At 72.7% G+C, this 21095-nt stretch carries 23 protein-coding genes; 15 read left to right on the forward strand and 8 right to left on the reverse strand.

Annotated features, from left to right (window positions below):
• Positions 1–99 precede the first annotated feature (99 nt).
• From ABD241_RS19495 to ABD241_RS19520, 6 genes are all read left to right on the forward strand, one after another.
• Entirely contained in the window at positions 100–1317 is a 1218-nt protein-coding gene (locus ABD241_RS19495) for an ankyrin repeat domain-containing protein (protein ID WP_344066756.1), read from the forward strand.
• 9 nt (positions 1318–1326) lie between these two features.
• Positions 1327–1956, forward strand: a complete 630-nt coding sequence (locus tag ABD241_RS19500; protein ID WP_344066759.1) for a TetR/AcrR family transcriptional regulator — start codon at positions 1327–1329, stop codon at positions 1954–1956.
• A gap of 10 nt (positions 1957–1966) precedes the next feature.
• A complete protein-coding gene (locus ABD241_RS19505) occupies positions 1967–2728 on the forward strand; it encodes an ABC transporter ATP-binding protein (RefSeq protein WP_425580835.1) in 762 nt (253 codons plus the stop codon).
• Positions 2725–3471 carry an ABC transporter permease gene (locus tag ABD241_RS19510; protein WP_344066762.1) on the forward strand — a complete coding sequence of 249 codons (747 nt, stop codon included), beginning with the start codon at positions 2725–2727 and terminating at the stop codon, positions 3469–3471. The genes ABD241_RS19505 and ABD241_RS19510 overlap by 4 nt, the downstream gene beginning before the upstream one ends.
• 83 nt (positions 3472–3554) lie before the next feature.
• A complete protein-coding gene (locus tag ABD241_RS19515) occupies positions 3555–4484 on the forward strand; it encodes a Ppx/GppA phosphatase family protein (protein ID WP_344066765.1) in 930 nt (309 codons plus the stop codon).
• Positions 4485–4551: 67 nt separating this feature from the next.
• Positions 4552–5349 (forward strand): sugar phosphate isomerase/epimerase family protein, encoded by a 798-nt coding sequence (locus ABD241_RS19520; RefSeq protein WP_344066768.1) that lies wholly within the window; start codon positions 4552–4554, stop codon positions 5347–5349.
• A gap of 33 nt (positions 5350–5382) precedes the next feature.
• Here the strand turns inward: ABD241_RS19520 and ABD241_RS19525 are convergent, their stop codons facing one another.
• The 3 genes from ABD241_RS19525 to ku form a co-directional block, all read right to left on the reverse strand.
• Complete coding sequence (locus tag ABD241_RS19525; protein ID WP_344066770.1) at positions 5383–6135, reverse strand: SDR family oxidoreductase; 753 nt, start codon at positions 6133–6135, stop codon at positions 5383–5385.
• A gap of 37 nt (positions 6136–6172) precedes the next feature.
• Positions 6173–7399: an acetyl-CoA hydrolase/transferase family protein gene (locus ABD241_RS19530; RefSeq protein WP_344066773.1), complete on the reverse strand. Its 1227-nt coding sequence runs from the start codon at positions 7397–7399 to the stop codon at positions 6173–6175.
• An 86-nt stretch (positions 7400–7485) separates the two neighbouring features.
• Positions 7486–8523, reverse strand: a complete 1038-nt coding sequence (gene ku, locus ABD241_RS19535; protein ID WP_344066776.1) for a non-homologous end joining protein Ku — start codon at positions 8521–8523, stop codon at positions 7486–7488.
• A gap of 18 nt (positions 8524–8541) precedes the next feature.
• On the opposite strand from ku, the gene ligD (ABD241_RS19540) reads away from it, so the two are divergent.
• Positions 8542–9489, forward strand: a complete 948-nt coding sequence (gene ligD, locus ABD241_RS19540) for a non-homologous end-joining DNA ligase (RefSeq protein WP_344066779.1) — start codon at positions 8542–8544, stop codon at positions 9487–9489.
• Positions 9489–10373, forward strand: coding sequence for a non-homologous end-joining DNA ligase (ligD, locus tag ABD241_RS19545; protein ID WP_344066782.1), 885 nt, complete (start codon positions 9489–9491; stop codon positions 10371–10373). The genes ligD (ABD241_RS19540) and ligD (ABD241_RS19545) overlap by 1 nt, the downstream gene beginning before the upstream one ends.
• 105 nt (positions 10374–10478) lie before the next feature.
• Here the strand turns inward: ligD (ABD241_RS19545) and ABD241_RS19550 are convergent, their stop codons facing one another.
• Together ABD241_RS19550 and ABD241_RS19555 are read right to left on the reverse strand one after the other, a co-directional pair.
• On the reverse strand, positions 10479–10808 hold the full coding sequence (locus ABD241_RS19550; protein ID WP_344066785.1) for a histone-like nucleoid-structuring protein Lsr2: 330 nt from the start codon (positions 10806–10808) through the stop codon (positions 10479–10481).
• A gap of 202 nt (positions 10809–11010) precedes the next feature.
• A complete protein-coding gene (locus tag ABD241_RS19555) occupies positions 11011–11250 on the reverse strand; it encodes a hypothetical protein (protein WP_344066788.1) in 240 nt (79 codons plus the stop codon).
• 72 nt (positions 11251–11322) lie between these two features.
• Here ABD241_RS19555 and radA point away from each other — a divergent pair, with 72 nt between their 5' ends.
• The 3 genes from radA (at position 11323) to ABD241_RS19570 (ending at position 14894) form a co-directional block, all read left to right on the forward strand.
• The gene (gene radA / locus ABD241_RS19560) at positions 11323–12738 is read left to right on the forward strand and encodes a DNA repair protein RadA (protein WP_344066791.1); all 1416 of its coding nucleotides are present in this window, start codon (positions 11323–11325) and stop codon (positions 12736–12738) included.
• Positions 12739–12793: 55 nt separating this feature from the next.
• The gene (gene disA, locus ABD241_RS19565; RefSeq protein ID WP_344066794.1) at positions 12794–13870 is read left to right on the forward strand and encodes a DNA integrity scanning diadenylate cyclase DisA; all 1077 of its coding nucleotides are present in this window, start codon (positions 12794–12796) and stop codon (positions 13868–13870) included.
• Positions 13871–13991: 121 nt separating this feature from the next.
• Complete coding sequence (locus tag ABD241_RS19570) at positions 13992–14894, forward strand: HhH-GPD family protein (RefSeq protein ID WP_425580837.1); 903 nt, start codon at positions 13992–13994, stop codon at positions 14892–14894.
• A gap of 58 nt (positions 14895–14952) precedes the next feature.
• Here the strand turns inward: ABD241_RS19570 and ABD241_RS19575 are convergent, their stop codons facing one another.
• Positions 14953–15342, reverse strand: a complete 390-nt coding sequence (locus ABD241_RS19575; RefSeq protein WP_344066800.1) for a pyridoxamine 5'-phosphate oxidase family protein — start codon at positions 15340–15342, stop codon at positions 14953–14955.
• Between the two features lie 105 nt (positions 15343–15447).
• Here ABD241_RS19575 and ABD241_RS19580 point away from each other — a divergent pair, with 105 nt between their 5' ends.
• Genes ABD241_RS19580 through ABD241_RS19590 form a run of 3 tightly spaced genes read left to right on the forward strand, consistent with a single transcriptional unit; the run spans position 15448 to position 17997 of the window.
• On the forward strand, positions 15448–16242 hold the full coding sequence (locus ABD241_RS19580) for an ABC transporter permease (protein WP_344066803.1): 795 nt from the start codon (positions 15448–15450) through the stop codon (positions 16240–16242).
• On the forward strand, positions 16235–17056 hold the full coding sequence (locus ABD241_RS19585; protein ID WP_344066806.1) for an ABC transporter permease: 822 nt from the start codon (positions 16235–16237) through the stop codon (positions 17054–17056). The genes ABD241_RS19580 and ABD241_RS19585 overlap by 8 nt, the downstream gene beginning before the upstream one ends.
• Positions 17053–17997: an ABC transporter ATP-binding protein gene (locus ABD241_RS19590; RefSeq protein WP_344066809.1), complete on the forward strand. Its 945-nt coding sequence runs from the start codon at positions 17053–17055 to the stop codon at positions 17995–17997. Before ABD241_RS19585 ends, ABD241_RS19590 begins: the two co-directional genes overlap by 4 nt.
• Positions 17998–18050: 53 nt before the next feature.
• Here the strand turns inward: ABD241_RS19590 and ABD241_RS19595 are convergent, their stop codons facing one another.
• The gene (locus ABD241_RS19595) at positions 18051–19346 is read right to left on the reverse strand and encodes an MFS transporter (protein WP_344066812.1); all 1296 of its coding nucleotides are present in this window, start codon (positions 19344–19346) and stop codon (positions 18051–18053) included.
• Positions 19347–19433: 87 nt separating this feature from the next.
• Here ABD241_RS19595 and ABD241_RS19600 point away from each other — a divergent pair, with 87 nt between their 5' ends.
• On the forward strand, positions 19434–20372 hold the full coding sequence (locus tag ABD241_RS19600) for a LysR family transcriptional regulator (RefSeq protein WP_344066814.1): 939 nt from the start codon (positions 19434–19436) through the stop codon (positions 20370–20372).
• A gap of 38 nt (positions 20373–20410) precedes the next feature.
• Here ABD241_RS19600 and ABD241_RS19605 read toward each other — a convergent pair whose 3' ends face one another.
• Positions 20411–20905 carry an amino-acid N-acetyltransferase gene (locus ABD241_RS19605; RefSeq protein ID WP_344067012.1) on the reverse strand — a complete coding sequence of 165 codons (495 nt, stop codon included), beginning with the start codon at positions 20903–20905 and terminating at the stop codon, positions 20411–20413.
• Positions 20906–21095 lie beyond the last annotated feature (190 nt).

A 21095-nucleotide genomic window follows, 5' to 3' on the forward strand; every position in this document is an offset into this window, starting at 1 on the left:
CGCGGGAAGGGGCTCAGCCTCCCTGGGGCACGACACGTACGTGGTCCGACCTCCTTTCGGCCCGGCGAGCGCACGCGGGCACGACGAGAGGAGGCCGTCATGGCCCTGTCCCTGCCCGCCAACCCGGACCTCGGGCACCTGCGCCGCGATGCGCGCCGGCTCCAACGGGCGGTCCGGTCCGGAGAGTCCTGGGCGATCGGCCGCGTGGCGCGGCACCACCCCGAGGGTGCACCCGACGACCCCTCGGGCTTCGCGCTCGCCGACGCCCATCTCGTCGTCGCGCGCCGCCTCGGCTTCGCGAGCTGGCCGCGGCTGCGCGCCTTCCTCGCGGCAGCGGCGGACCTGAGCCGCGACCCGGCCGCCCTCGACCCCGACCCCGTTGCGCCCGGAGCCGAGTCCGCAATGGCCGCAGTGGCACTCGCGTGCCTGACGTACACCGACCGTGACGGGCCCGAGCGCTGGGCCCGGGCGGCCGAGCTGATCGCGGCCGAGCCCGATCTCGTCCAGCGCGACGTTGCCGTCGCTGCGGTCACCGGCGACGCGGAGGCCCTTCGGGCGCACGTCGCCGCGGACCCCGCGGCCGCGACGCAGGAGGGCGGGCCCTTCCGCTGGCCGCCGCTCCTCCACGTCGTCTACTCCCGTGTGCCGCAGGTCGACGCCGTCGGGTCGGCTCGGGTGCTCCTCGATGCGGGCGCCGACCCCGACAGCGGATACCTGTGGCAGGGGCTGCCCACGGCCTTCACCGCGCTCACCGGCGTCTTCGGCGAGGGTGAGCAGGGCCCGGGCCGCCAGCCTCGTCACCCGCAGTGGCGGTCCCTCGCCGAGCTGCTCCTCGAGCGCGGCGCCGACCCGAACGACCGGCAGGCGCTCTACAACCGGATGTTCAACCGCGACGACAGCCACCTCGAGCTGCTCCTTGCTCACGGGCTCGGCCGGCCCTCGTCCGAGATCTGGGCGCGCCGCACCGGTGCGCCTGCGGAGACCGTCGAGGAGATGCTGACCCGGCAGGTGGACTGGGCCCGCGACCACGGCTTCACCGACCGGCTTGCACTTCTCGTCGCCCACGGGCTCGCAGACCCAGCGGTGACGGTGGTGCCTGCCACCCCGAGCCGGCGCGACGGACGGACTGCGCTGCACGACGCGGCGTTCATGGACGACGTCGAGCAGGTGCGCCTGCTCCTGGCCGCCGGCGCCGACCCCGAGGCGCGCGACGCGGTCCACGGGACCCGGCCGTACGAGTGGGCGGTCTGGGCGCGCGCCGAAGGCGCCGCGGCGGTCTTGCGCGAGGTCACGAGCGACGGTGCGAGCGAGGGATAGCGTGAGCGCATGACGCCGGGGGCCAGCAGCGAGGCGACGCCGAGAGGGCGGGGACGCCGCCCCGGCGGCACCGACACGCGTGCCGCGATCGTCGATGCCGCCCGAAAGTCGTTCGCGGCCAAGGGATACGACAAGGCGAGCATGCGGGGGATCGCCCGTGAGGCGGGTGTCGACCCGGCTCTCGTGCACCACTACTTCGAGGGCGGCAAGGCGGCGCTCTTCGTCGAGACGCTGGACGTGCCGGTCAACCCCGCCGACCTCATCCAGCGGGTCATGGCCGGCGGCGTCGACCGGCTCGGTTGGCGCATCGTCGAGACGTTCCTGACGGTGTGGGAGCCGCCGGAGCGCCGGGACGTGCTCGTGGCCCTCGTGCGCTCGAGCATGACGAGCGACGAGGCGGCGCGGATGCTGCGCGAGTTCCTCGGCCGGGAGGTGTTCGGGAAGGTCGCCGCGAGCACCGGCGCGCCCAACCCGCAGCTCCGCGGCGCCCTCGCGGCCTCCCAGGTCATCGGGCTCATCGTCGGCCGCTACGTGATCCGCCTGCCCGCGCTCGTCGACGCGACGCGGGAGCAGCTCGTCGAGGGGCTGGGACCGGTTCTCCAGCACCATCTCGTGGACACGGCTGCTAACCCGGAGTAGATTTCATCGCATGATGAATAACAGCGAACCGGCGGTCGCCATCCGCGGCCTGCGGGTCGTCCGCGGCCGGCGCCGGGTGATCCCCGGACTCGACCTCGAGATCCCCGCCGGCCAGGTGGTCGGCCTGCTCGGGCCCTCCGGCTCGGGCAAGTCCACGCTGATGCGGTGCATCGTCGGGGTCCAGGTCATCGAGGCCGGCTCCGTGACCGTCCTCGGGCAGCCGGCCGGCTCGCCGGCGCTGCGCAACCGCGTCGGCTACGTCACGCAGAGCCCGAGCGTCTACGCCGACCTCAGCGTGCGCGACAACGTCACCTACTTCGGCCGCGCCATCGGCCTGCGGGGTGCGCAGCTGCGTGAGGCGGTCGAGCGCACCCTCGACGAGGTGGACCTGCAGTCCTGGGCCGGCCAGCTCGTCCAGGACCTCTCCGGGGGCCAGGAGTCCCGGGTCTCGCTCGCCGCAGCCCTCGTCGGTCGCCCCGACCTGCTCGTGCTCGACGAGCCCACCGTGGGTCTCGACCCGGTGCTGCGCCGCGACCTCTGGGACCTCTTCCGCCACCTCGCCGAGCGCGGCCACTCGCTCGTGGTGTCGAGCCACGTCATGGACGAGGCCACGCGGTGCGACCGGCTCGTCCTGCTCCGCGACGGGCACGTCCTCGCCGACGTGACGCCCGCCGAGCTCCTGCGGCAGACCGGGACCCCGGACGCCGACGCCGCCTTCCTGGCCCTCATCGACGCCGAGGCGGCCCGCTCCGGCGAGAGGAGCGCGTCATGAGTGCCGTCCTCGACCCCGGACTCACCGTCGCCACCTCCGGACGCGTGCTGCGCCAGGTGCGCACCGACCGCCGCACCATCGCCCTGATCCTCGTCGTGCCGTGCGTGCTGCTCGGACTGCTCGCCTGGATCTACGACGGCACGCCCGTCTTCGACTCGATCGGCCCGGCGCTGCTCGGCGTCTTCCCCATGGTGGTCATGTTCATCGTCACGTCCGTCGCGACGCTGCGCGAGCGACAGTCGGGGACCCTCGAGCGGTTGCTGACGACGCCCATGGGCAAGGGCGACTTCATGCTCGGCTATGCCATCGCCTTCGGCGCCCTGTCGGCCGTGCAGGCTGTCGTCGCAACGGGATTCGCCGTCTGGGTCTGCGGCCTCGACGTCGCCGGACCCCTCTGGCTGCTCCTGGTCGTCGCGGTCTTCGACGCCGTCCTCGGCACCGCGCTCGGGCTGCTCGCCAGCGGCTTCGCCCGGACCGAGTTCCAGGCGGTGCAGTTCATGCCGGCCTTCATCCTGCCGCAGTTCCTGCTGTGCGGGCTCATCATGCCGCGCGACCAGCTGCCGACCTTCCTCGAGTGGGTCAGCAACCTGCTGCCCCTGTCGTATGCCGTCGACGCCATGAAGGAGATCGCCGCCAACGCCGACCCGGGCGGCGCCGTGCTCACGGACCTCGCCGTCGTCGCCGGCTTCATCGTCGGCTCGCTCGCCCTCGCCTCGCTCACGCTGAGCCGCCGCTCCGCCTGACGGCATACGCCCTGCTTGCCCCGCCCGAACGCCTCGTTCGGGCGGGAAAGGGTGCCCGGGTCGGCGGGCACTAGGGTGGGCGCATGCGCCTGGGCGTCATCGACATCGGGTCGAACACGGTCCACCTCCTCGTCGTCGACGCGCACCCCGGCGCCCAGCCGCTGCCGGCGTTCTCGCACAAGACCGAGCTGCGCCTGTCGGAGAGCCTCGAGCACGACGGGCAGGTCGGCGCCGAGACCGCCGACCGGCTCGTCTCCTTCCTGCGCGAGTGCCTCGTCGTCGCCGAGGACCAGGGCGTCGGCGACCTCTTCGCCTTCGCCACCTCCGCCCTGCGCGAGTCGCCCAACGGCGAGGCCGTCATCGCGCGGGTGCGGGACGAGACGGGCATCGACCTCGAGGCGCTGAGCGGCTCGGACGAGGCCCGGATGACCTTCCTCGCCGTCCGTCGCTGGTTCGGCTGGTCGGCCGGGCGCCTGCTCGTCGTCGACATCGGCGGCGGGTCGCTCGAGCTGGCCAGCGGCCTCGACGAGGAGCCCGACGTGGCCATCAGCCTGCCCCTCGGCGCCGGTCGGCTCACCCGCGAGCGCCTCGTGGGCGACCCGCCGACCGAGGCCTCCGCCCGGGAGCTGCGCTCCCACGTGCGCACGACCCTCGCCGAACGCGTACGCCCCCTGCTGACGTCAGGGGCACCCGACCGCGCCGTCGGCACCTCCAAGACGATGCGCTCGCTCGCGCGCATCGCCGGTGCGGCGCCCCGCGCCGAGGGGCCGTTCGTGCGGCGCACCCTCACCCGCGATGACCTGCGCGCGATCGTCGCCACCGTGGGGCCGATGGAGACCGAGGCGCGGGCCCAGCTGCCCGGGGTGTCCGTGGGCCGCGCCCGCCAGCTGTATGCCGGAGCGCTGGTCGCCGAGGCGGCCCTCGACCTGCTCCAGGTCGAGGAGCTCGAGATCTGCCCGTGGGCGCTGCGTGAGGGCCTCATCCTCCGGCGGCTCGACCACCTCACCTCGTGACGGGCGCACCTGCGGCCGTCGGCCCCCGGCGCGCCTGCCGCTTCGGCACGTGGCGCAAAATGGCCGCATGAGCATCCGAGTCGGCCTGTCGACCGCCTCGCTCTACCCCGACAACGCGGCGACGGCCTTCGCGACCGCCGACCGGCTCGGCTACGACGCCGTCGAGGTCATGGTCTGGACCGATCCTGTGACGCAGGAGGCTGGCGCCCTGCGTGCCCTGTCCGAGCTGCACGAGCTGCCGATCGCCTCGGTGCACGCGCCCACGCTGCTGCTGACCCAGCGGGTCTGGGGCACCGACCCGTGGGGCAAGGTCGACCGCTCGATCGACCTCGCGCGTGAGGTCGGTGCGGGCACCGTCGTGCTCCACCCGCCCTTCCGCTGGCAGCGGGAGTATGCCGCCGGGTTCGTCGAGGGGGTGGCGCGCCGCGAGCGCGAGTCGGGCCTGCGGCTCGCCGTGGAGAACATGTACCCGTGGCGCACGGCCCGGCGTGAGGTCATGGCCTACCTGCCCCACTGGGACCCGGTGGGCCAGCCCTACGACAACGTCACGCTCGACCTGTCGCACACCGCCACGGCCGGCGCCGACGCGCTCGCCATGGCGCAGCAGCTCGGGACCCGGCTCGCGCACCTGCACCTGACCGACGGGCTGGGCTCGTTCCTCGACGAGCACCTGGTGCCGGGACGCGGCACGCAGCCGTGCGCGGCCGTCCTCGAGCACCTGGCCGACTCGGGGTGGGACGGCGAGGTCGTCGTCGAGGTCTCGACCCGCAAGGTCGGCAAGGACCAGCGCGAGGTCGACCTCGCCGAGGCGCTGGCCTTCGCCCGGCTGGGCCTCGTGCCCACGCGTGGGACCAGCCGCATCTGACCCTCCACGCCGGTCGGCGCCTTGACGGCCCGGTCAGGCGGGGGCAGGGCGCCACCCGCGCGGGCGGACCGAGATCATGTCGACGCTCGCGTCGGGGCCCGCGTCGACGGCCAGGCGCGCGGCTCGGACCACCGAGGCGACGTCGAGGTAGGCGCCCGCGTCGTACTCCGCACCCTCGAACTCCACGAGCTCGCGCTGCATGTCGGTGTCGACGCGCCCGGGGTGCAGGGAGGTGACCCGCACGCCGTGCTCGCGCTCCTCCTGGCGCAGCGAGTCGCTGAAGGCCCGCAGGGCGAACTTCGAGGCGCAGTACGCGCCCGAGGCCGGTGTGGCCGTGAAGCCGGACCCCGAGTTGACGGTGATGACGAGCCCGTGCGCCGCGCGAAGGGCGGGGAGCAGCGCCCGGGTGATGGCCGCCACCGCGACGACGTTGACCGTCATGGAGTCCACCCAGTCCTGGACCGGGGAGTCGGCGACGGTGCCGTTGCGCAGCACCCCGGCCGAGTGCACCAGCACGTCGACCCGCTCGAGGTCGGGCACGAGGGCGTCGAGGGCTGCCGCCAGCGAGCCGCCCGGGGTGCAGTCCGCGAGGTCGGCCACGAGCCCCTGCGCCGACGGCAGCGAGGCCACGACGTCGTCCACCGAGTCGCGGCTGCGCCCCCCGATGACGAGGTGGTGGCTCGGGGCGAGGTCCCGCGCGATGGCGAGGCCGATGCCCCGCGTCCCACCCGTGATGACGGCGACGGGCCGGTGCGGGGACGACGAGGCGGGGGAGGAGGAGCTCATGCGGTCACCCTACGAGCCGGGCGGCATACGCCCTCGGTCAGGCGAGGCCGAGGGCGTGCGCCTCCTCCCAGAGGTCCTCGCGGACCCGCGGGTGCGCGCACTGCTCGATGATGTCGCGGCACTGGTCCTTCTCGCTGCGGCCCCACAGGGGTGCGATGCCGTGCTCGGTGACGATGGCGCTCTGCTGGAAGCTCGTGACCGGCTCGTCGAGCAGCGGCACGATCGTCGACACGTCGGCCTTGGGGTGCCACGAGCGCAGCGCGATGAACGACTGGCCGCCGGGGGAGTGCAGGGCCCCGACGATGAAGTCGGTCTGCCCGCCGAAGCCCGAGTGGATCCGGGCGTTGATCCGTGAGGCGTTGGCCTGGCCGAAGAGGTCGACCTCGAGCGCCGTGTTGACCGAGGTCATCTGGCGCTGCTGCGCGATGAGGCCCGGGTCGTTCGTCTTCTCGGTGCGCATCATCCGCACGCGCGGGTTGCCGTCGAGCCACCGGTAGAGCTCGGGCGAGCCGAAGCAGAACGACGTGACGAGCGGGTGGTCCGGGTCGAGCGCCCCGGCCTCGTCGAGGGCGAGCACGCCGTCGGAGAACATCTCGGTCCACATCCGGATGCCCCGCCGCGTCGTGAGCCCGGCCAGCGTCGCGTCGGGCACCCCGCCGATGCCGAGCTGCATGGTGGCGCCGTCGGCGACCATGGCCGCGACGCGCTCGCCGATCACCTGGCTCTCCGGGTCCGGGTGGCTGTGGCCGTTCGAGGCCATCGGGGAGTCCACCTCGACGACGAGGTCGACGTGCTCGAGCGGCACCTGCGCGTCACCGAACGTGTAGGGCATCTGCGGGTTGACCACCGCGACGACGAGCCCACCGCGCGAGCGGCAGGCCTCGAGCGCGGCCGGGAGCACGTTGACCTCCAAGCCCATGCTGACCTGCCCGTGGCGCGGCGGCGCGCAGTGCAGCAGGACCGCGTCGGGCGGCAGCGCCCGCCCGTAGAGGAGTGGCACGAGCGACAGGCGCGAGGGCACGTAGCGCAGCCGTGGGTGGCGCCGCATACCCGGCCCGACGAAGCACGTCTCGACGGTCACGCCCTCGCGGTCGGGCAGCCCGGCCGGCGCGTTCAGCGCGTGCAGCGTGTAGGTCGGCTGTGCGGCGTCGAGCGCGCGCACCGCCTCCCACGGGACCGCCATGTTGCCGCTGACGACGACACGAGGGTTCTCGGGAAGCGTCCTCAGCCGTCGGGTGAGCTCGTCGATCGTCGCCGTTCGCACGCGTCCCATCCTCGCGCAGCGTCCTCCGCAAAGAGGGCGTATGCCGTAAGACGTGACCAACGTCCCCGTGACGCTTCGGGCGGGCGTCAGCTCGCCTTCTTGGTCGCCGCCTTCTTGGTGGTGGACTTCTTCGCCGCGGTCTTCGCCGTGGTCTTGGCCGCCGTCTTGGTGGCAGCCTTCTTCGTCGCCGACTTCTTCGCCGGGGCCTTCCTGGCGGCCGTCTTCCTGGCCTTGCCGGCGTCGCTCTCGTCGCTCGCCCCGCCGTCGGAGCCGCCGTCGGAGCCGCTGTCGGAGCCGCCGGCGGCCTGTGCCGCTTCCGAGGCACCCGAGGAGGAGGCCCCACCCGCCTTGGCCGCCTTGGCCTTGTCGACGCTGCGCTGCAGGGCCGCGAGCAGGTCGACGACCTCGCTCTCCTCGCCCTTGGCCTCCGGCGTCTCGGTGATGTCGCCGCCCTCGATCTTCGTCTCGACGAGCTTGGCCACGGCCTCGGCGTAGTCGTCCTCGAACTCGTCCGGCTCGTAGTCGCCCGACAGCGAGTCGACGAGCGAGGAGGCCATCGCGAGCTCCTTCTGCGTCGCGTGGGTCTCCTCGGAGAGCGACTCGAACTCGGGCTTGCGCACCTCGTCGGCCCACAGCAGCGTCTGGAGCACGATGACGCCCTCACGCACCCGCAGCACGGCAAGCGTCATCCGGCTGCGCACCGACACGGTGACGAGCGCCATCCGGTCGGCCTTTTCCAGGGCGTCACGCAAAAGCACATAGGGTTTGAGACCGGTCTTGTCCGGCTCGAGGTAGTAGCTCTTGTCGAAAAGGAGCGGGTCGATCTGCTCGGAAGGGACGAACTTCTCGATCGAGATCTCTTTCGTCGTCCGCGTCGGAAGGCTCCCCAGGTCCTCGTCGCTGAGGATCACCATCTGCCCGTCGGCGGCCTCATATCCCTTGGCGATGTCGGAGTAGGGCACCTCCTCGCCGTCGATCGAACAGATCCGCTGGTACTTGATGCGGCCCCCGTCCTTCTCGTGAACCTGCCGGAACTGCACGTCGTGGTTCTCCGTCGCCGAAAAGAGTCGGACCGGCACATTGACCAGGCCGAACGACACGGCGCCTTTCCAGATGGCTCGCATGAGAACAAGAATGCACCCATGCGCCCCATGCTCGCGACGCCAGCGACGACCGTTCCTGTCGGTGACCGCTGGATTCACGAGGTCAAATGGGACGGTATGCGCGTTCTGGCCGACGTCTCGGACGGTGAGCTGCGGCTCTACTCCCGCACCGAACGGGATGTCACCGTCGCGTTTCCCGAGCTGCGGGGCCTGGCGGGGGAGTATGCCGACATGCTCCTCGACGGCGAGATCGTCTCCTTGCGCGACGGCCTGCCGTCCTTCGGCGCGATGGCCGAGCGCTTCCACGTGACCGACGTCCGGCGCGCGGCGATGCTCGCCGAGCAGGCGCCCGTGACCCTGATGACCTTCGACCTGCTCCGCCTCTACGGCGTCGAGCTGCTGTCCCGGACCTGGACCGACCGGCGGGCGACCCTCGAGCGGCTCGAGCTCGGCGGGCCACGGTGGCAGACGCCGCCGACCTTCGCCGACGGTGCGACGCTGCACGCCGCGACCAAGGAGCAGGGCCTCGAGGGCATCGTGTCCAAGCGGGTCGACTCGATCTACGTCCCGGGCCTGCGGTCGCCCTACTGGCTCAAGCTGCCCCATCGCGGCACCGTGTCGGTGGTCATCGGGGGATGGCGGCCGGAGTCGACGGGCACCGTCTCCCGACGCCTCGGCTCGGTGCTCGTCGGGGTGCCGGGGCCGGACGGCCTGCACTTCCTGGGCAAGGTCGGGTCGGGCCTGGCCGGCAAGACGGGGCAGGCGCTCATGCGCGACCTCGAGACCCTGACCTCGGCCGATTCGCCCTTCGCCACGGAGCTGCCCCCGGAGGACTCCGTGGGCGCGACGTGGGTGCACCCGGTGCTCGTCGCGGACGTGGAGTCGCTGGGACTGAGCAGCCAGGGCAGGCTGCGCCAGCCGGCATACAAGGGGCTGCGCGCCGACCTCGCTCCCGGTGACCTCGACGGCGCGGGGGACGGTGGCTGATGCCCCTCGAGCCCCCGAAGGTCACGGTCGAGGTCGACGGCCGGCGCATGCGCCTGTCGAGCCTCGAGAAGGTGATGTACCCGCGCACCGGCACGACCAAGGCCCAGGTCATCGACTACTACGCGCGCATCGCGCCGGTCATCCTGCCGCACCTGCGTGACCGCGCGGTCACGCGGATCCGCTTCCCGCACGGGGTCGCCGACATGCAGTTCTTCGAGAAGAACATCCCTGCCGGCACACCCGCCTGGGTGCGTCGAGCCGGTCGCGACCCCGTCTTCCCTCTCATCGACGACCTCGCGGGCCTGACGTACTTCGCCAACCTCAACTCGCTCGAGCTGCACGTGCCGCAGTGGCGCTTCGAGGGCGAGGGGCGCGACGCCGTGGCGCTGGGCCCCGACCGTCTCGTCATCGACCTCGACCCCGGGCCGGGCACCGGACTGCACGAGTGCGCGCGCGTCGCCCTCATCGTGCGAGAGAGGCTCGGCGGCATCGGCCTCGACACGATCCCCGTGACCAGCGGGAGCAAGGGCCTCCAGCTGTATGCCGTCCTGCCCGGCCTGCACACGAGCGACCAGATCCGCGACACCGTCCAACAGCTCGCGCAGGAGCTGACCAAGGCGCACCCCGACCTCGTCGTGTGGAAGATGGCCAAGGAGCTGCGGCCCGGCAAGATCTTCCTCGACTGGAGCCAGAACGTCGCAGCGAAGACGACCGTCTGCCCGTACTCGCTGCGGGGCCGCGAGCGGCCCACCGTGGCCGCGCCCCGCTCGTGGGACGAGATCGAGGCCGGCGCCCGGGATGGTCAGCTCGTCCAGCTGACCATGGAGCAGGTGCTGGACCGGGTCGAGCGGCACGGCGACCTGGCGGAGGCGATCACCGCCTGAAGCACGGCCGCCCGCGGCGTGCGGACGGCATACGCCGTGCGGGCATGCGAAAGGGCCCGGCTCGTGGAGTGCCGGGCCCTTTCCGCCTGGGACGGGACGGGAGCGTCAGTGGGCCTTGTCGTACGCCGCCTGGATCTCCGCGGAGATACGACCACGGTCGGACACGTTGTGCCCGTTGGCGCGCGCCCATTCCCGCACGGCGCCGAGGTCGGAACGCTTTCCGCCGCCACTCGAACGACGGCGCGGGGCGGCCTTGGCCGTGCCTGCACGACGGGCGTGACCGGTCCACGTCGCGAGGTCGTCGCGAAGCTTGCGGGCATTCTCGTCGGACAGGTCTATTTCGTAGGTGACACCGTCGACGGCGAAGGTCACCGTCTCGTCGGCGTTTCCGCCGTCGATGTCATCGATCAACACCACTTCGACACGCTGGGCCATGTTTCTCCATCTGAAGTTGTCGATTCCGGAGGGGGGGAGCCGTGAATGCGGGACCCTCGAGCAGGCCTCAATTTACAGGCCTTCGCCGAGAATTGCATTTCCTTCAAAACAATGGCGTTGCGAAACGGAAACGAAGCTTCATCGGAAGCAGAGGTTTCGGGCAGAAAATGACATCCTGCCCGATAGATCTGTGCGCGGGCTGTCAGTGAGGCCGGGTATCAGGAGCGTGCGGAACCGGGGTGTTGCCCGAGTCCGCCGAGCCGTCGCCGGCGCGTGCGGACTCCGCCCCGCCCCCGGCCTTGCGGTGTTCGGCCTCCCAGCGGGCCTGGGCGAGGCGCTCACGGCGGTCTCCCTCGAGGATGCTCTTGATGACGAAGTAGAAGAGCGTGGCGACCCCGATCGTCGGGACGAGCGCGAGCACGTAGGGCATGACCGAGTCCATGCCGTCATTTTCTCACGGCGAGCCGCGCAGGCCTCTCGGGCGCTGTCGGACCGCACCCGTACGGTCGTGCCCATGCCTACGAGGACGACCGCCCGCCGCACGCCCGGCTTCCGCTGCGCCGAGTGCGGGTGGACCACCGCCAAGTGGGTGGGCCGGTGCGGCGAGTGCCAGGCCTGGGGCACGGTGGCCGAGGTCGGTGGCGCCACCGCCACGCGCACCACGGCCGCCTCGGTGGCGACCCCGGCGCAGCGCATCGCCGACGTCGACGTGTCCCGGGCCGCGGCCCGCCCCACCGGCGTTCCGGAGTTCGACCGGGTGCTCGGAGGCGGCCTGGTCCCGGGTGCGGTCGTCCTGGTCGCCGGCGAGCCCGGCGTCGGCAAGTCGACGCTGCTGCTCGACGTCGCCGCGCGCACCGCGCGCGAGGGCGCCGAGGTCCTCTACGTCAGCGGCGAGGAGTCGGCAGCGCAGGTGCGCACCCGCGCCGAGCGCATCGGTGCGATGGCCGACACCCTCTACCTGGCTGCCGAGACCGACCTGGCGACGGTGCTGGGCCATGTCGAGGCCCGGGCCCCGGGACTGCTCGTGGTCGACTCGGTCCAGACCATCGCCAGCGCCGACGTCGAGGGCCAGGCGGGCAACGTCTCGCAGGTCCGCGAGGTGGCCGGCAGCCTCATCGCGGCCGCCAAGGCGCGCGGCGTCGCGGTGCTCCTCGTGGGCCACGTCACCAAGGACGGCTCCATCGCGGGGCCCCGGGTCCTCGAGCACCTCGTCGACGTCGTCGTGCAGTTCGAGGGCGACCGCCACTCGCGGCTGCGGCTGGTGCGTGCGGTCAAGAACCGCTTCGGCCCCACCGACGAGGTCGGCTGCTTCGACCTGTCCGACGTCGGCATCACGGGCCTCGCCGACCCGAGCGGCCTCTTCCTCTCGAGCCGTGACCACGCCGTCCCGGGCACCTGCGTGACCGTCACCCTCGAGGGTCGCCGTCCGCTCGTGGCCGAGGTGCAGGCCCTCGTCGCGACCTCCACGCTGCCCTCTCCCCGCCGCACCTCGAGCGGTCTCGACGCCTCGCGCCTGGCCATGATCATCGCCGTCCTCGACAAGCGGGCCGGGGCCCCGGTGGGCTCGCGCGACATCTTCGCGGCCACGGTCGGGGGCGTGCGCATCACCGAGCCTGCGGCCGACCTCGCCATCGTCTGCGCCGTCGCGTCCTCGGTGGTCGACAAGCCGCTCGCCACCGACGTCGTCGCCTTCGGGGAGGTCGGGCTGGCCGGTGAGGTCCGCCGCGTCACCGGTCTCGACCGTCGCCTGGCCGAGGCGGCGCGCCTGGGTTTCCGGCACGCCCTGGTGCCACCGGGCACCCTGTCGGACTGCTCCGTGCCCGACGGCATACGCGTCGTCGAGGTCGCCGACGTGCCGCGAGCCATCCACGCCATGGGGCGCCTCGCCGGAGGGCAGACAGCGAGCGCGCCTGCCGTCGCCACCGTCTAGACTGCGACCGACCCGGGGTGGACCCTTCAGCGCCCCCATTGCGAACAGGGAAGTGATGGAGCGTAACGACGAGCTGCTGCTGCGCGCAGCCCTCGCCGCGGTGGCGCCGGGAACCGAGTTGCGCGACAGCCTCGAACGCATCCTCCGCGGCCGCACCGGTGCGCTCATCGTGCTGGGCTTCGACCGCGTCGTCGACTCGATCTGCACGGGCGGCTTCGTGCTCGACGTCGAGTTCTCCGCCACCCGTGTGCGCGAGCTGTGCAAGATGGACGGCGCCGTCGTGCTCGACCGCGACGGCACGCGCATCCTCCGGGCGGCCACCCAGCTCGTCCCCGACTCCCGCATCGAGACCACCGAGTCCGGCACCCGCCACCGCACCGCCGAGCGGGTGGCAAAGCAGACCGGCTTCCCCGTCATCTCCGTGAGCCAGTCGATGGGTGTGGTCGCCCTCTACGTCGGCGACCTCCGGCACGTCATCGAGGGATCGCCGACCACCCTGTCCCGGGCCGACCAGGCGCTGCAGACCCTCGAGCGCTACAAGGCCCGCCTCGACGAGGTCACCGGCACCCTCTCCGCCCTCGAGATCGAGGACCTCGTCACGATCCGCGACGTGACCGCGGTCCTCCAGCGGCTCGAGATGGTCGGGCGCATCTCCGCCGAGATCAGGGACTACGTCGTCGAGCTCGGCACCGACGGACGCCTCCTCAGCCTCCAGCTCGAGGAGCTCGTCGGCGGCCTCGGCAACGACCGCGAGCTCGTCATCCGCGACTACCTCCCGGCGACGAAGTCCGGCCTCACCGTCGAGGAGGCCCTGGCCAACCTCGAGGCCCTCAACTCCGTCGAGCTGCTCGACCTCGCCGCCGGGGCCCGGGCCGTCGGGTTCTCCGTGGTCGGCGACAGCCTCGACGCGCCCGTGTCGCCGCAGGGCTACCGCCTGCTCACCAAGGTCCCGCGTCTGCCCGCCGCGATCGTCGACCGCCTCGTCACCCACTTCGAGTCGCTCCAGCGCCTGCTCGCCGCCGGCATCGAGGACCTCATGCTCGTCGAGGGCGTCGGCGAGGGCCGCGCCCGCGCCGTGCGCGAGGGCCTCTCGCGCCTGGCCGAGTCGAGCATCCTCGAGCGCTACGTCTGAGCCCTCGCTCCGCCTGCGTATGCCGTCCCGCCCGGTCACCAGCTCCTCCCCGGTCACCAGCTCCTCCCCGGTCACCAGCTCCTCCCCGGTCACCAGCTCCTCCCCGGTGCCAGCGTCCTCCGTGGTGTCCTCCGCTGTGTCCTCCGTGCCGCTGTCGCTCCTGCACGAGCGCGTCAACCAGTGGTTTGCCGAGGAGGGGCGCAAGCACCTGCCCTGGCGTGCACCCGACTGCAGCCCCTGGGGCGTGTTCCTGTCGGAGGTCATGTCGCAACAGACGCCGCTGGCCCGGGTCGAGCCGATCTGGCGCGAGTGGATGGCGCGGTGGCCCGCCCCGGCCGACCTGGCCGCCGCAGCACCCGGCGAGGCGGTGCGCGCGTGGGGCCGGCTCGGCTACCCGCGCAGGGCACTGCGCCTCCACGAGGCGGCCACCGCGATGGTCGAGCGCCACGGCGGCGAGGTCCCGGACACCCCCGAAGCGCTGCTCGCGCTCCCCGGGGTCGGGGCCTACACGGCGGCAGCGGTGTCCTGCTTCGCCTTCGGCATCCCGGAGGTGGTCGTCGACACCAACGTCCGGCGCGTCCTCGCGCGCACGGTCGAGGGCAAGGCCTTCCCGAACCTGACGCTCAACCGTGCCGAGGCCCGCCTCGCGGCGGAGTCCATGCCGACCGACCGGGACCGCGCCAACACGTGGAACGTCGCCGTCATGGAGCTCGGCGCCCTCGTCTGCGTCGCTCGCGGTCCCCGGTGCTCGGAATGCCCCGTCGCAGACCTCTGCGCGTGGAACCTCGCCGGTCGTCCCGCATACGACGGGCCGCCCCGGCGTGGACAGTCCTGGCACGGCACCGACCGGCAGGTCCGTGGTGAGCTGCTGCGCCGGCTGCGCGAGGCGCACGCCGCCGTGCCGCTCGCCGTCCTCGAGGACGCGACCGACGACCGTCCGCAGGTGATGCGCTGCCTCGACTCGCTCGTGGCCGACGGGCTGGTCGAGCCCCTGCCGGGCAGCCGTTTCCGCCTCCCCGCCTGAGCCCCCGCACAGGGCCGGAGCGCTCACTCGAGTGGGGCGGCACGCTCACCCGAGGAGCTCAGAGGTTGCCGAGGACCGACCGCACGTCGATGGCGATGACCACGCGCTCGGGGTTGGGGCGCGGCTCGCGGTAGCGGGCGGCATACCGCTCCACGGCGTCGGCGACCGACTCGGCATCGTCGAGGACCCGGGCCGTGCCCTGCAGCGACAGCCAGTGCCGGCCCTCGACCTGGCAGAGCACGGCCGGGCAGCCGGCCGCGGCGTTGCGCGCCTTGCGGCTCGCCCGGCTCGTGATGACCCGGGCCATCGACCGCTCCGGGTCCCAGGTGAAGCCCACCGGTACGACGTGCGGTGAGCCGTCGGGCCGCAGCGTGGTCAGGGTCGCGAGATGGCGCACGGCCATGAACTCGAGGGCCTCGGGGGACAGGTCACGCGGAAGGGTCGCCACGGGCGCCAGACTACGAGCCCGCGCGGTCCTGTCCGACATGTCCCGTTGAAGCAGGGCGGGCTGGCGGGTAGCGTGCCCCCTTGTGCCTGCCCTCGCCCGACCCTCATGAGGACCTTCTGGGTGCTCGTGCGGGCCGGCTTCAGGAGGCACTCGACCTACCGCCTCGCGCTGGTGGCGGGCCTGACGACGAACTCGGTCTTCGGCTTCATCCGGGCCTCGGTGCTGCTCGCCGCCCTCGCCTCGGCCGGCACGTCGATCGGCGGCTACGACGCGCCGACCGCGGTGGCGTTCGTCTGGTGGGGCCAGGCCCTGCTCGGCACCGTCAACCTGTGGGGCTTCGCCGAGGTCAAGGACCGGGTGCGCACCGGTGACATCGCGGTCGACTTCCTCAGGCCCGTCAACCCCCAGCTGGCCTATCTGGCAAGCGATCTCGGGCGCGCCGGGATCAACCTCGTCGGCCGCGGCGTACCGGCCTTCCTGCTCGGCGCCCTCCTCTTCGACATGGCCTGGCCCCCCTCCGCGACGAGCTGGGTCGCGGGCGCCGTGTCTGTCGTGCTGGCCGTGACCGTCGCGTTCTCGGGCAACTTCGTCATCAACCTGCTGGCCTTCTGGCTCGTCGAGATCCGCGGCATCACGCTGCTGTGGATGATCATCGGCGGACTGCTCTGCGGCCTCTACCTGCCGGTGCCGTGGTTCCCCGACTGGCTGCGCACCCTCGCCAACTGGTCGCCCTTCCCGTCCATGCTGCAGAACCCGATCGACATCCTCGCCGGCCGGGTCGTCGGGGCCGACATCGTCTCGGCCGTCGCGGTCCAGGTCTTCTGGGCCGTGGCGCTGCTCGCCCTCGGCCAGCTCGTCATGCGCGCCGGCCGCCGCCGCCTGGAGGTGCAGGGTGGCTGAGAACCGGTCGAGGCTGGCGGAGCGGCTGCGCCCCTACCGGGTGCTGCTCGCGTCGCGGGCCCGCGCCCAGATGCAGTACCGCGCGTCCTTCGTCACCGACATCCTCGGCACCGTCGGCGTGGGCCTCGCCGAGTTCGCCGAGGTGTGGGTGATCTTCCACAACGTGCGTGTCCTTGGCGGTCTCGACTTCACCGCCGCACTGCTCGTCTTCGCCCTGTCCAACGTCGCGTTCGCGCTCGCGGACATGTTCGTCGGGCACCTGGACCAGCTGCCGCGCTACATCCGCGCGGGTCAGGTGGACGCGTTCTACGTGCGCCCCCTGCCGCTGCTCGCGCAGCTCATGACGAGCGACCTGTCGCTGCGCCGGGTCGGCCGCCTGACGGTCGCGCTCGTCGCCCTGGCCATCGCCCTGTCCACCGGCGGCATCGCGTGGTCGGCGGCCACCGTCGCGCTCGTGGTGCTCACGGTCGTGAGCGGCACGGCCATCTTCTCTGCCCTCTTCACGACCGCCGGCGGCCTGCAGTTCTTTCTCGTGGACGGCGCGGAGCTGACCAACTCCTTCACCTACGGCGGGTCGTATGCCGCCCAGCAGAGCCAGCAGGTCTTCCCCGCCCCGCTGCGCATCTTCTGGACGTTCGTCGTGCCCACCGCGTTCGTCGCCTACATCCCGGCCGTCGCGATCCTCGACCTGTCCGACCCCTACGCGCCCCACTGGCTCGCGTGGTGCACCCCCCTCGCAGCCCTGCTCGCGTGGGGCATCGCCGGCCTGTGCTGGCGTCTCGGGACCCGTCACTACCAAGGAGCCGGCGGATGACCGTCAACGGCAGCATCATCGAGACCCGCGACCTCGTGCGCGACTTCCGCCGGACCCGGGCCGTCGACCGGATGTCGTTCTCGGTCGAGCCCGGCGAGGCCGTCGGCTACATCGGGGCCAACGGCGCGGGCAAGTCCACGACGATCAAGATGCTGACCGGCATCCTCAAGCCGACGTCGGGGGAGGTGCGCACCTGCGGGCTGGACCCGATGCGCCAGCGGATCGAGGTGGCCCGGCGCGTGGGCGTGGTCTTCGGGCAGCGGTCGCAGCTGTGGTGGGACCTGCCGCTGCGCGACTCGTTCGCGATCCTCGGGGCGATCCACCGCCTCGACGAGGCGACGACGCTGGCGCGCACCGACCTGCTCGTCGAGCAGCTCGAGATGGGCCCGCAGCTCGCCACCCCCGTGCGGTCGCTGTCACTCGGGCAGCGCATGCGCGCCGAGCTCGCCGCCGCCCTGCTGCACTCGCCCGAGCTGCTCATCCTCGACGAGCCCACCATCGGCCTCGACGTGCTCTCCAAGCAGCGGCTCCGCGAGTTCCTCGTCGCGGAGCGGCGCGAGCGCGGCACGACCCTGCTGCTGACGACGCACGACATGGGCGACATCGAGCGGCTCTGCGACCGGGTCCTCGTCGTGGACCACGGACGGCTCGCCTTCGACGGCACGCTCGCGGGGCTGGCCGGCACGGTGGGAGCGCAGCGTGTCCTCGTGATCGACCTCGCCGAGCCGACGCCCGACCTGCACGGCGTGCCCGGTGCCTCCCTCGTGGAGAGCGAGTCCGGCGGGCTGCGCCAGCGCCTGGTCTTCGACGCCGAGGCCACGACCGTCGCGGCCGTGCTGGCCCACGTCTCCTCGCGCCACCAGGTGCGCGACCTCACCATCGAGGAGCCCGACATCGAGGACGTCGTGCGCCGCATCTACGCCGCCTCGGGACGCACCTGACTGCAGCCCGGGCCTGAGGCCGTATGCCGTCGCGCGCCCGCGCTCCCGTGCCGTCAGTCCGTGGCCGAGGACCGGGCGAGCAGGCGGGTGGTCGACACGAGGACGGCGACGAGCACGACCGCGGCGAAGACGACGAGCACCGCGGGTGCCGGGACGTAGGTCACGGCAAGCCCGGCCGCGACCACGGGGATCGTGATGCCGGCGTAGGCCGCCAGGAACATGCCGGCCAGCGTCTCGCCGCGGTGCTCCGGCGACGACACGGTCGAGGCCGTCGCGATGGCCACGTTGAAGACGAGCCCCACCCCCGCGCCGGCGACGACGCCTGCGACCGCGAAGACCGGGAGCGAGGTGGTCCAGGCCCCGACCGCGACCAGGACCAGCCCCACCGACATGGCCGCCATCCCGGCCCGGAGGCGTTCGGGCACGTCGCGGGAGCCGAGGAGCACCTGCGAGAGGGTCGAGGCGCCGATCACGCCGAAGACGATCGACCCGGTCAGCAGCCGGGAGTGCAGGCCCAGCGTGCCCCCGACGAAGCTGGCCGTCAGGGAGGTGAAGACGCCGAGCACCGAGAACGCGGCCGCGGCGGCCACCGCAGCAGCCGAGAAGTGCGAGCGCACCTGCGGCTCCACGCTGACGCGCTGCGGCCGATAGGCCGGGCGCGTGGCCGGCCGGTCGACGGTCTCGGGCGCGAACAGCAGGGCCACGAAGGCGGCGGCGAGCAGGACGACCCACACGGCATACGGCACGGTCAGGGGGTGCGGGAGGAACTGCGTCAGCAGCCCTGCGACGAGGGGGCCGAGGGCCAGGCCGCCGGTGTTGACGGCTCCGGCGACCACCGAGGCGAAGCGCCCGTCGGAGCCGGGGCGCCCGACGGCGTGCAGCTCGGCCAGGTGGGCGGTGGCGGTGGCCGTGACGGCGCCGATCCCGAGGCCGCAGAGGAACCGGGCCACGAGCAGGCTCGCGGTGTCCTGGAGCAGGACGAACATCACCGCGCTGACGAGCTCGACGGCCGTCGCGGCCAGGAGCACCGGGCGGCGACCGAGGTAGTCGCTGACGTGGCCGGCGAGGTAGAGCCCGCCCATGACGCCGATGCCGTAGGCGGCGAAGATGAGCGTGATGACGAAGGTGGGAAAGCCGTCGCGCTGCTGGTAGAGCGGGTAGAGCGGGGTTGGCAGCGTCGTGAACGCCATCAGGACGGCGAACGCGCCCACGACGACCCAGAAGCCGCGGCGGTGGCGGCCGCGGGTCGCCTCGTCGGGTGCTGCGGGTGCCGCGGGTGCCGCGGGTGCCGCGGGTGCCACGGATGCTGCGGGTGCGGCCTGGGTCGCGGCTCGGCTCTGCGTCGTCATGCCTTCCAGCGTGCGCCCTGGGCATTGACCATGTCCAACGAGCATTGTCAGTCGCATTCATCGATGTTGACGATGGATGATGGCGGCATGGACACCCGCCACCTGGAGTACTTCCTCGCCGTCGCCGAGGAGCTGAGCTTCACACGGGCGGCGGAGCGGCTGCTGGCCGTGCAGTCGACCGTCTCCTCCGGGGTCGCGGTGCTCGAGCGTGAGCTCGGCACGCCGCTGTTCATCCGGTCCACCCGGCACGTGGCGCTCACCCGGGCGGGGACCGAGCTGCTGCCCCAGGCGCGCGCGGCGCTCGAGGCGGTCGACCGGATGCGCAGCGCGGGCGCCCGGGCCACGGGTCGGGTCACCGGGTCGCTGCGGGTCGGGATGCTCACCAACCTCGAGTCGCTCGGCCTCCCGGCGATCTTCGGCGCCTTCCACCGGGCGCATCCCGCGGTCGAGCTGTCGATGCGGACCTCGCCCCGGGGCTCGACCGGCCTCGTCGACGACGTGCGGCGGTCGCGGGTCGACGTCGCCTTCTGCGGCCTCGCCAGCGACGAGCTGTCCGGACTGCATGCCCAGGTGCTGAGGCGCCAGCCCTTCGTCGCGCTGCTGCCCGCCGGCCACCGGTTGGCGGGGGAGGAGTCGCTCGCGCTGGCCGACCTGCTCGGCGAGGACTTCGTCGACATGCCGGTCGGCTTCGGCAACCGCAAGGTCCTGGACGACTGGCTGCGTGCCGCCTCCCTGCGCCGACGGGTGACGCTCGAGGTCCCGGACCTCTCCACCGTGCCCGCCTACGTCGCGGCGGGGCTCGGCATCGCCGTGGTCCCCGAGCAGACGGCCGCCGGCACGCCAGGCGTCGCCAGCGCCAGCGCCAGCGCCAGCGGCAACGGCGGCGTCGGCAACGGCGTCGTGGTCGTCCCGCTCGCCGAGCGCCTCGTCTGGGAGCTGTCCGTCATCGCCCGGAGCGAGGGCCGCTCACCCGCCGTCGACGCCCTGCTGGGGCACCTGGCCCGCCACCTGCCCTCCGCCGACTGACGGCGTCCTCCTGCCGATCTCGGCTCAGGCGGCGGTGCTCACAGCGTGCGGAGCATCCGCGTGTTGCCCAGGGTGTTGGGCTTGACCCGTTCGAGGTCGAGGAACTCCGCGACGCCCTCGTCGTAGGAGCGCAGCAGCTCGGCGTAGACGTCCGGCGGCACGGCCTGGCCCTCGATGACCTCGAACCCGTGGCGGGTGAAGAAACCGGTCTCGAAGGTGAGGCAGAAGAGCCGCTGGACGCCGATGTCCCGCGCGTCCTGCACCAGCGCTTCGAGCAGGCGCCCGCCGAGACCGGTGCCGACCTGGTCGGCAGCGACCGCCAGGGTGCGGATCTCGGCGAGGTCCTCCCACATGACGTGGAGCGCGCCGCAGCCCACGATCCGGCCGTCGAGCTCGGCGACCCGGAACTCCTGCAGGCTCTCGAAGTAGGCCACGGCGTCCTTGCTGACGAGCACCCGGCGCTCTGCCAGCGGCGCCACGAGGGCCCGGATGGCGCGTACGTCGGCCGTACGCGCCCGCCGGATCACCGGCATGGCGCCGCTCACGACAGGCTCCCGTCGCGGGGCTCCACGAGGAGACGTTGCACGGAGTCGACGAGGCGGCGCTGGGAGGTCACCGCGCCACGCTAGACGACGACGAGCCGCGAGCCGGGGCGCCGTCCGCGCGTGACCTCCTCACGGTCGACCCGGCATACGGCAGCGGTGATGCCCGGGGGCGCTGCGT

Source organism: Terrabacter lapilli, from assembly GCF_039531305.1.
Taxonomy (GTDB): Bacteria; Actinomycetota; Actinomycetes; order Actinomycetales; family Dermatophilaceae; genus Terrabacter; species Terrabacter lapilli.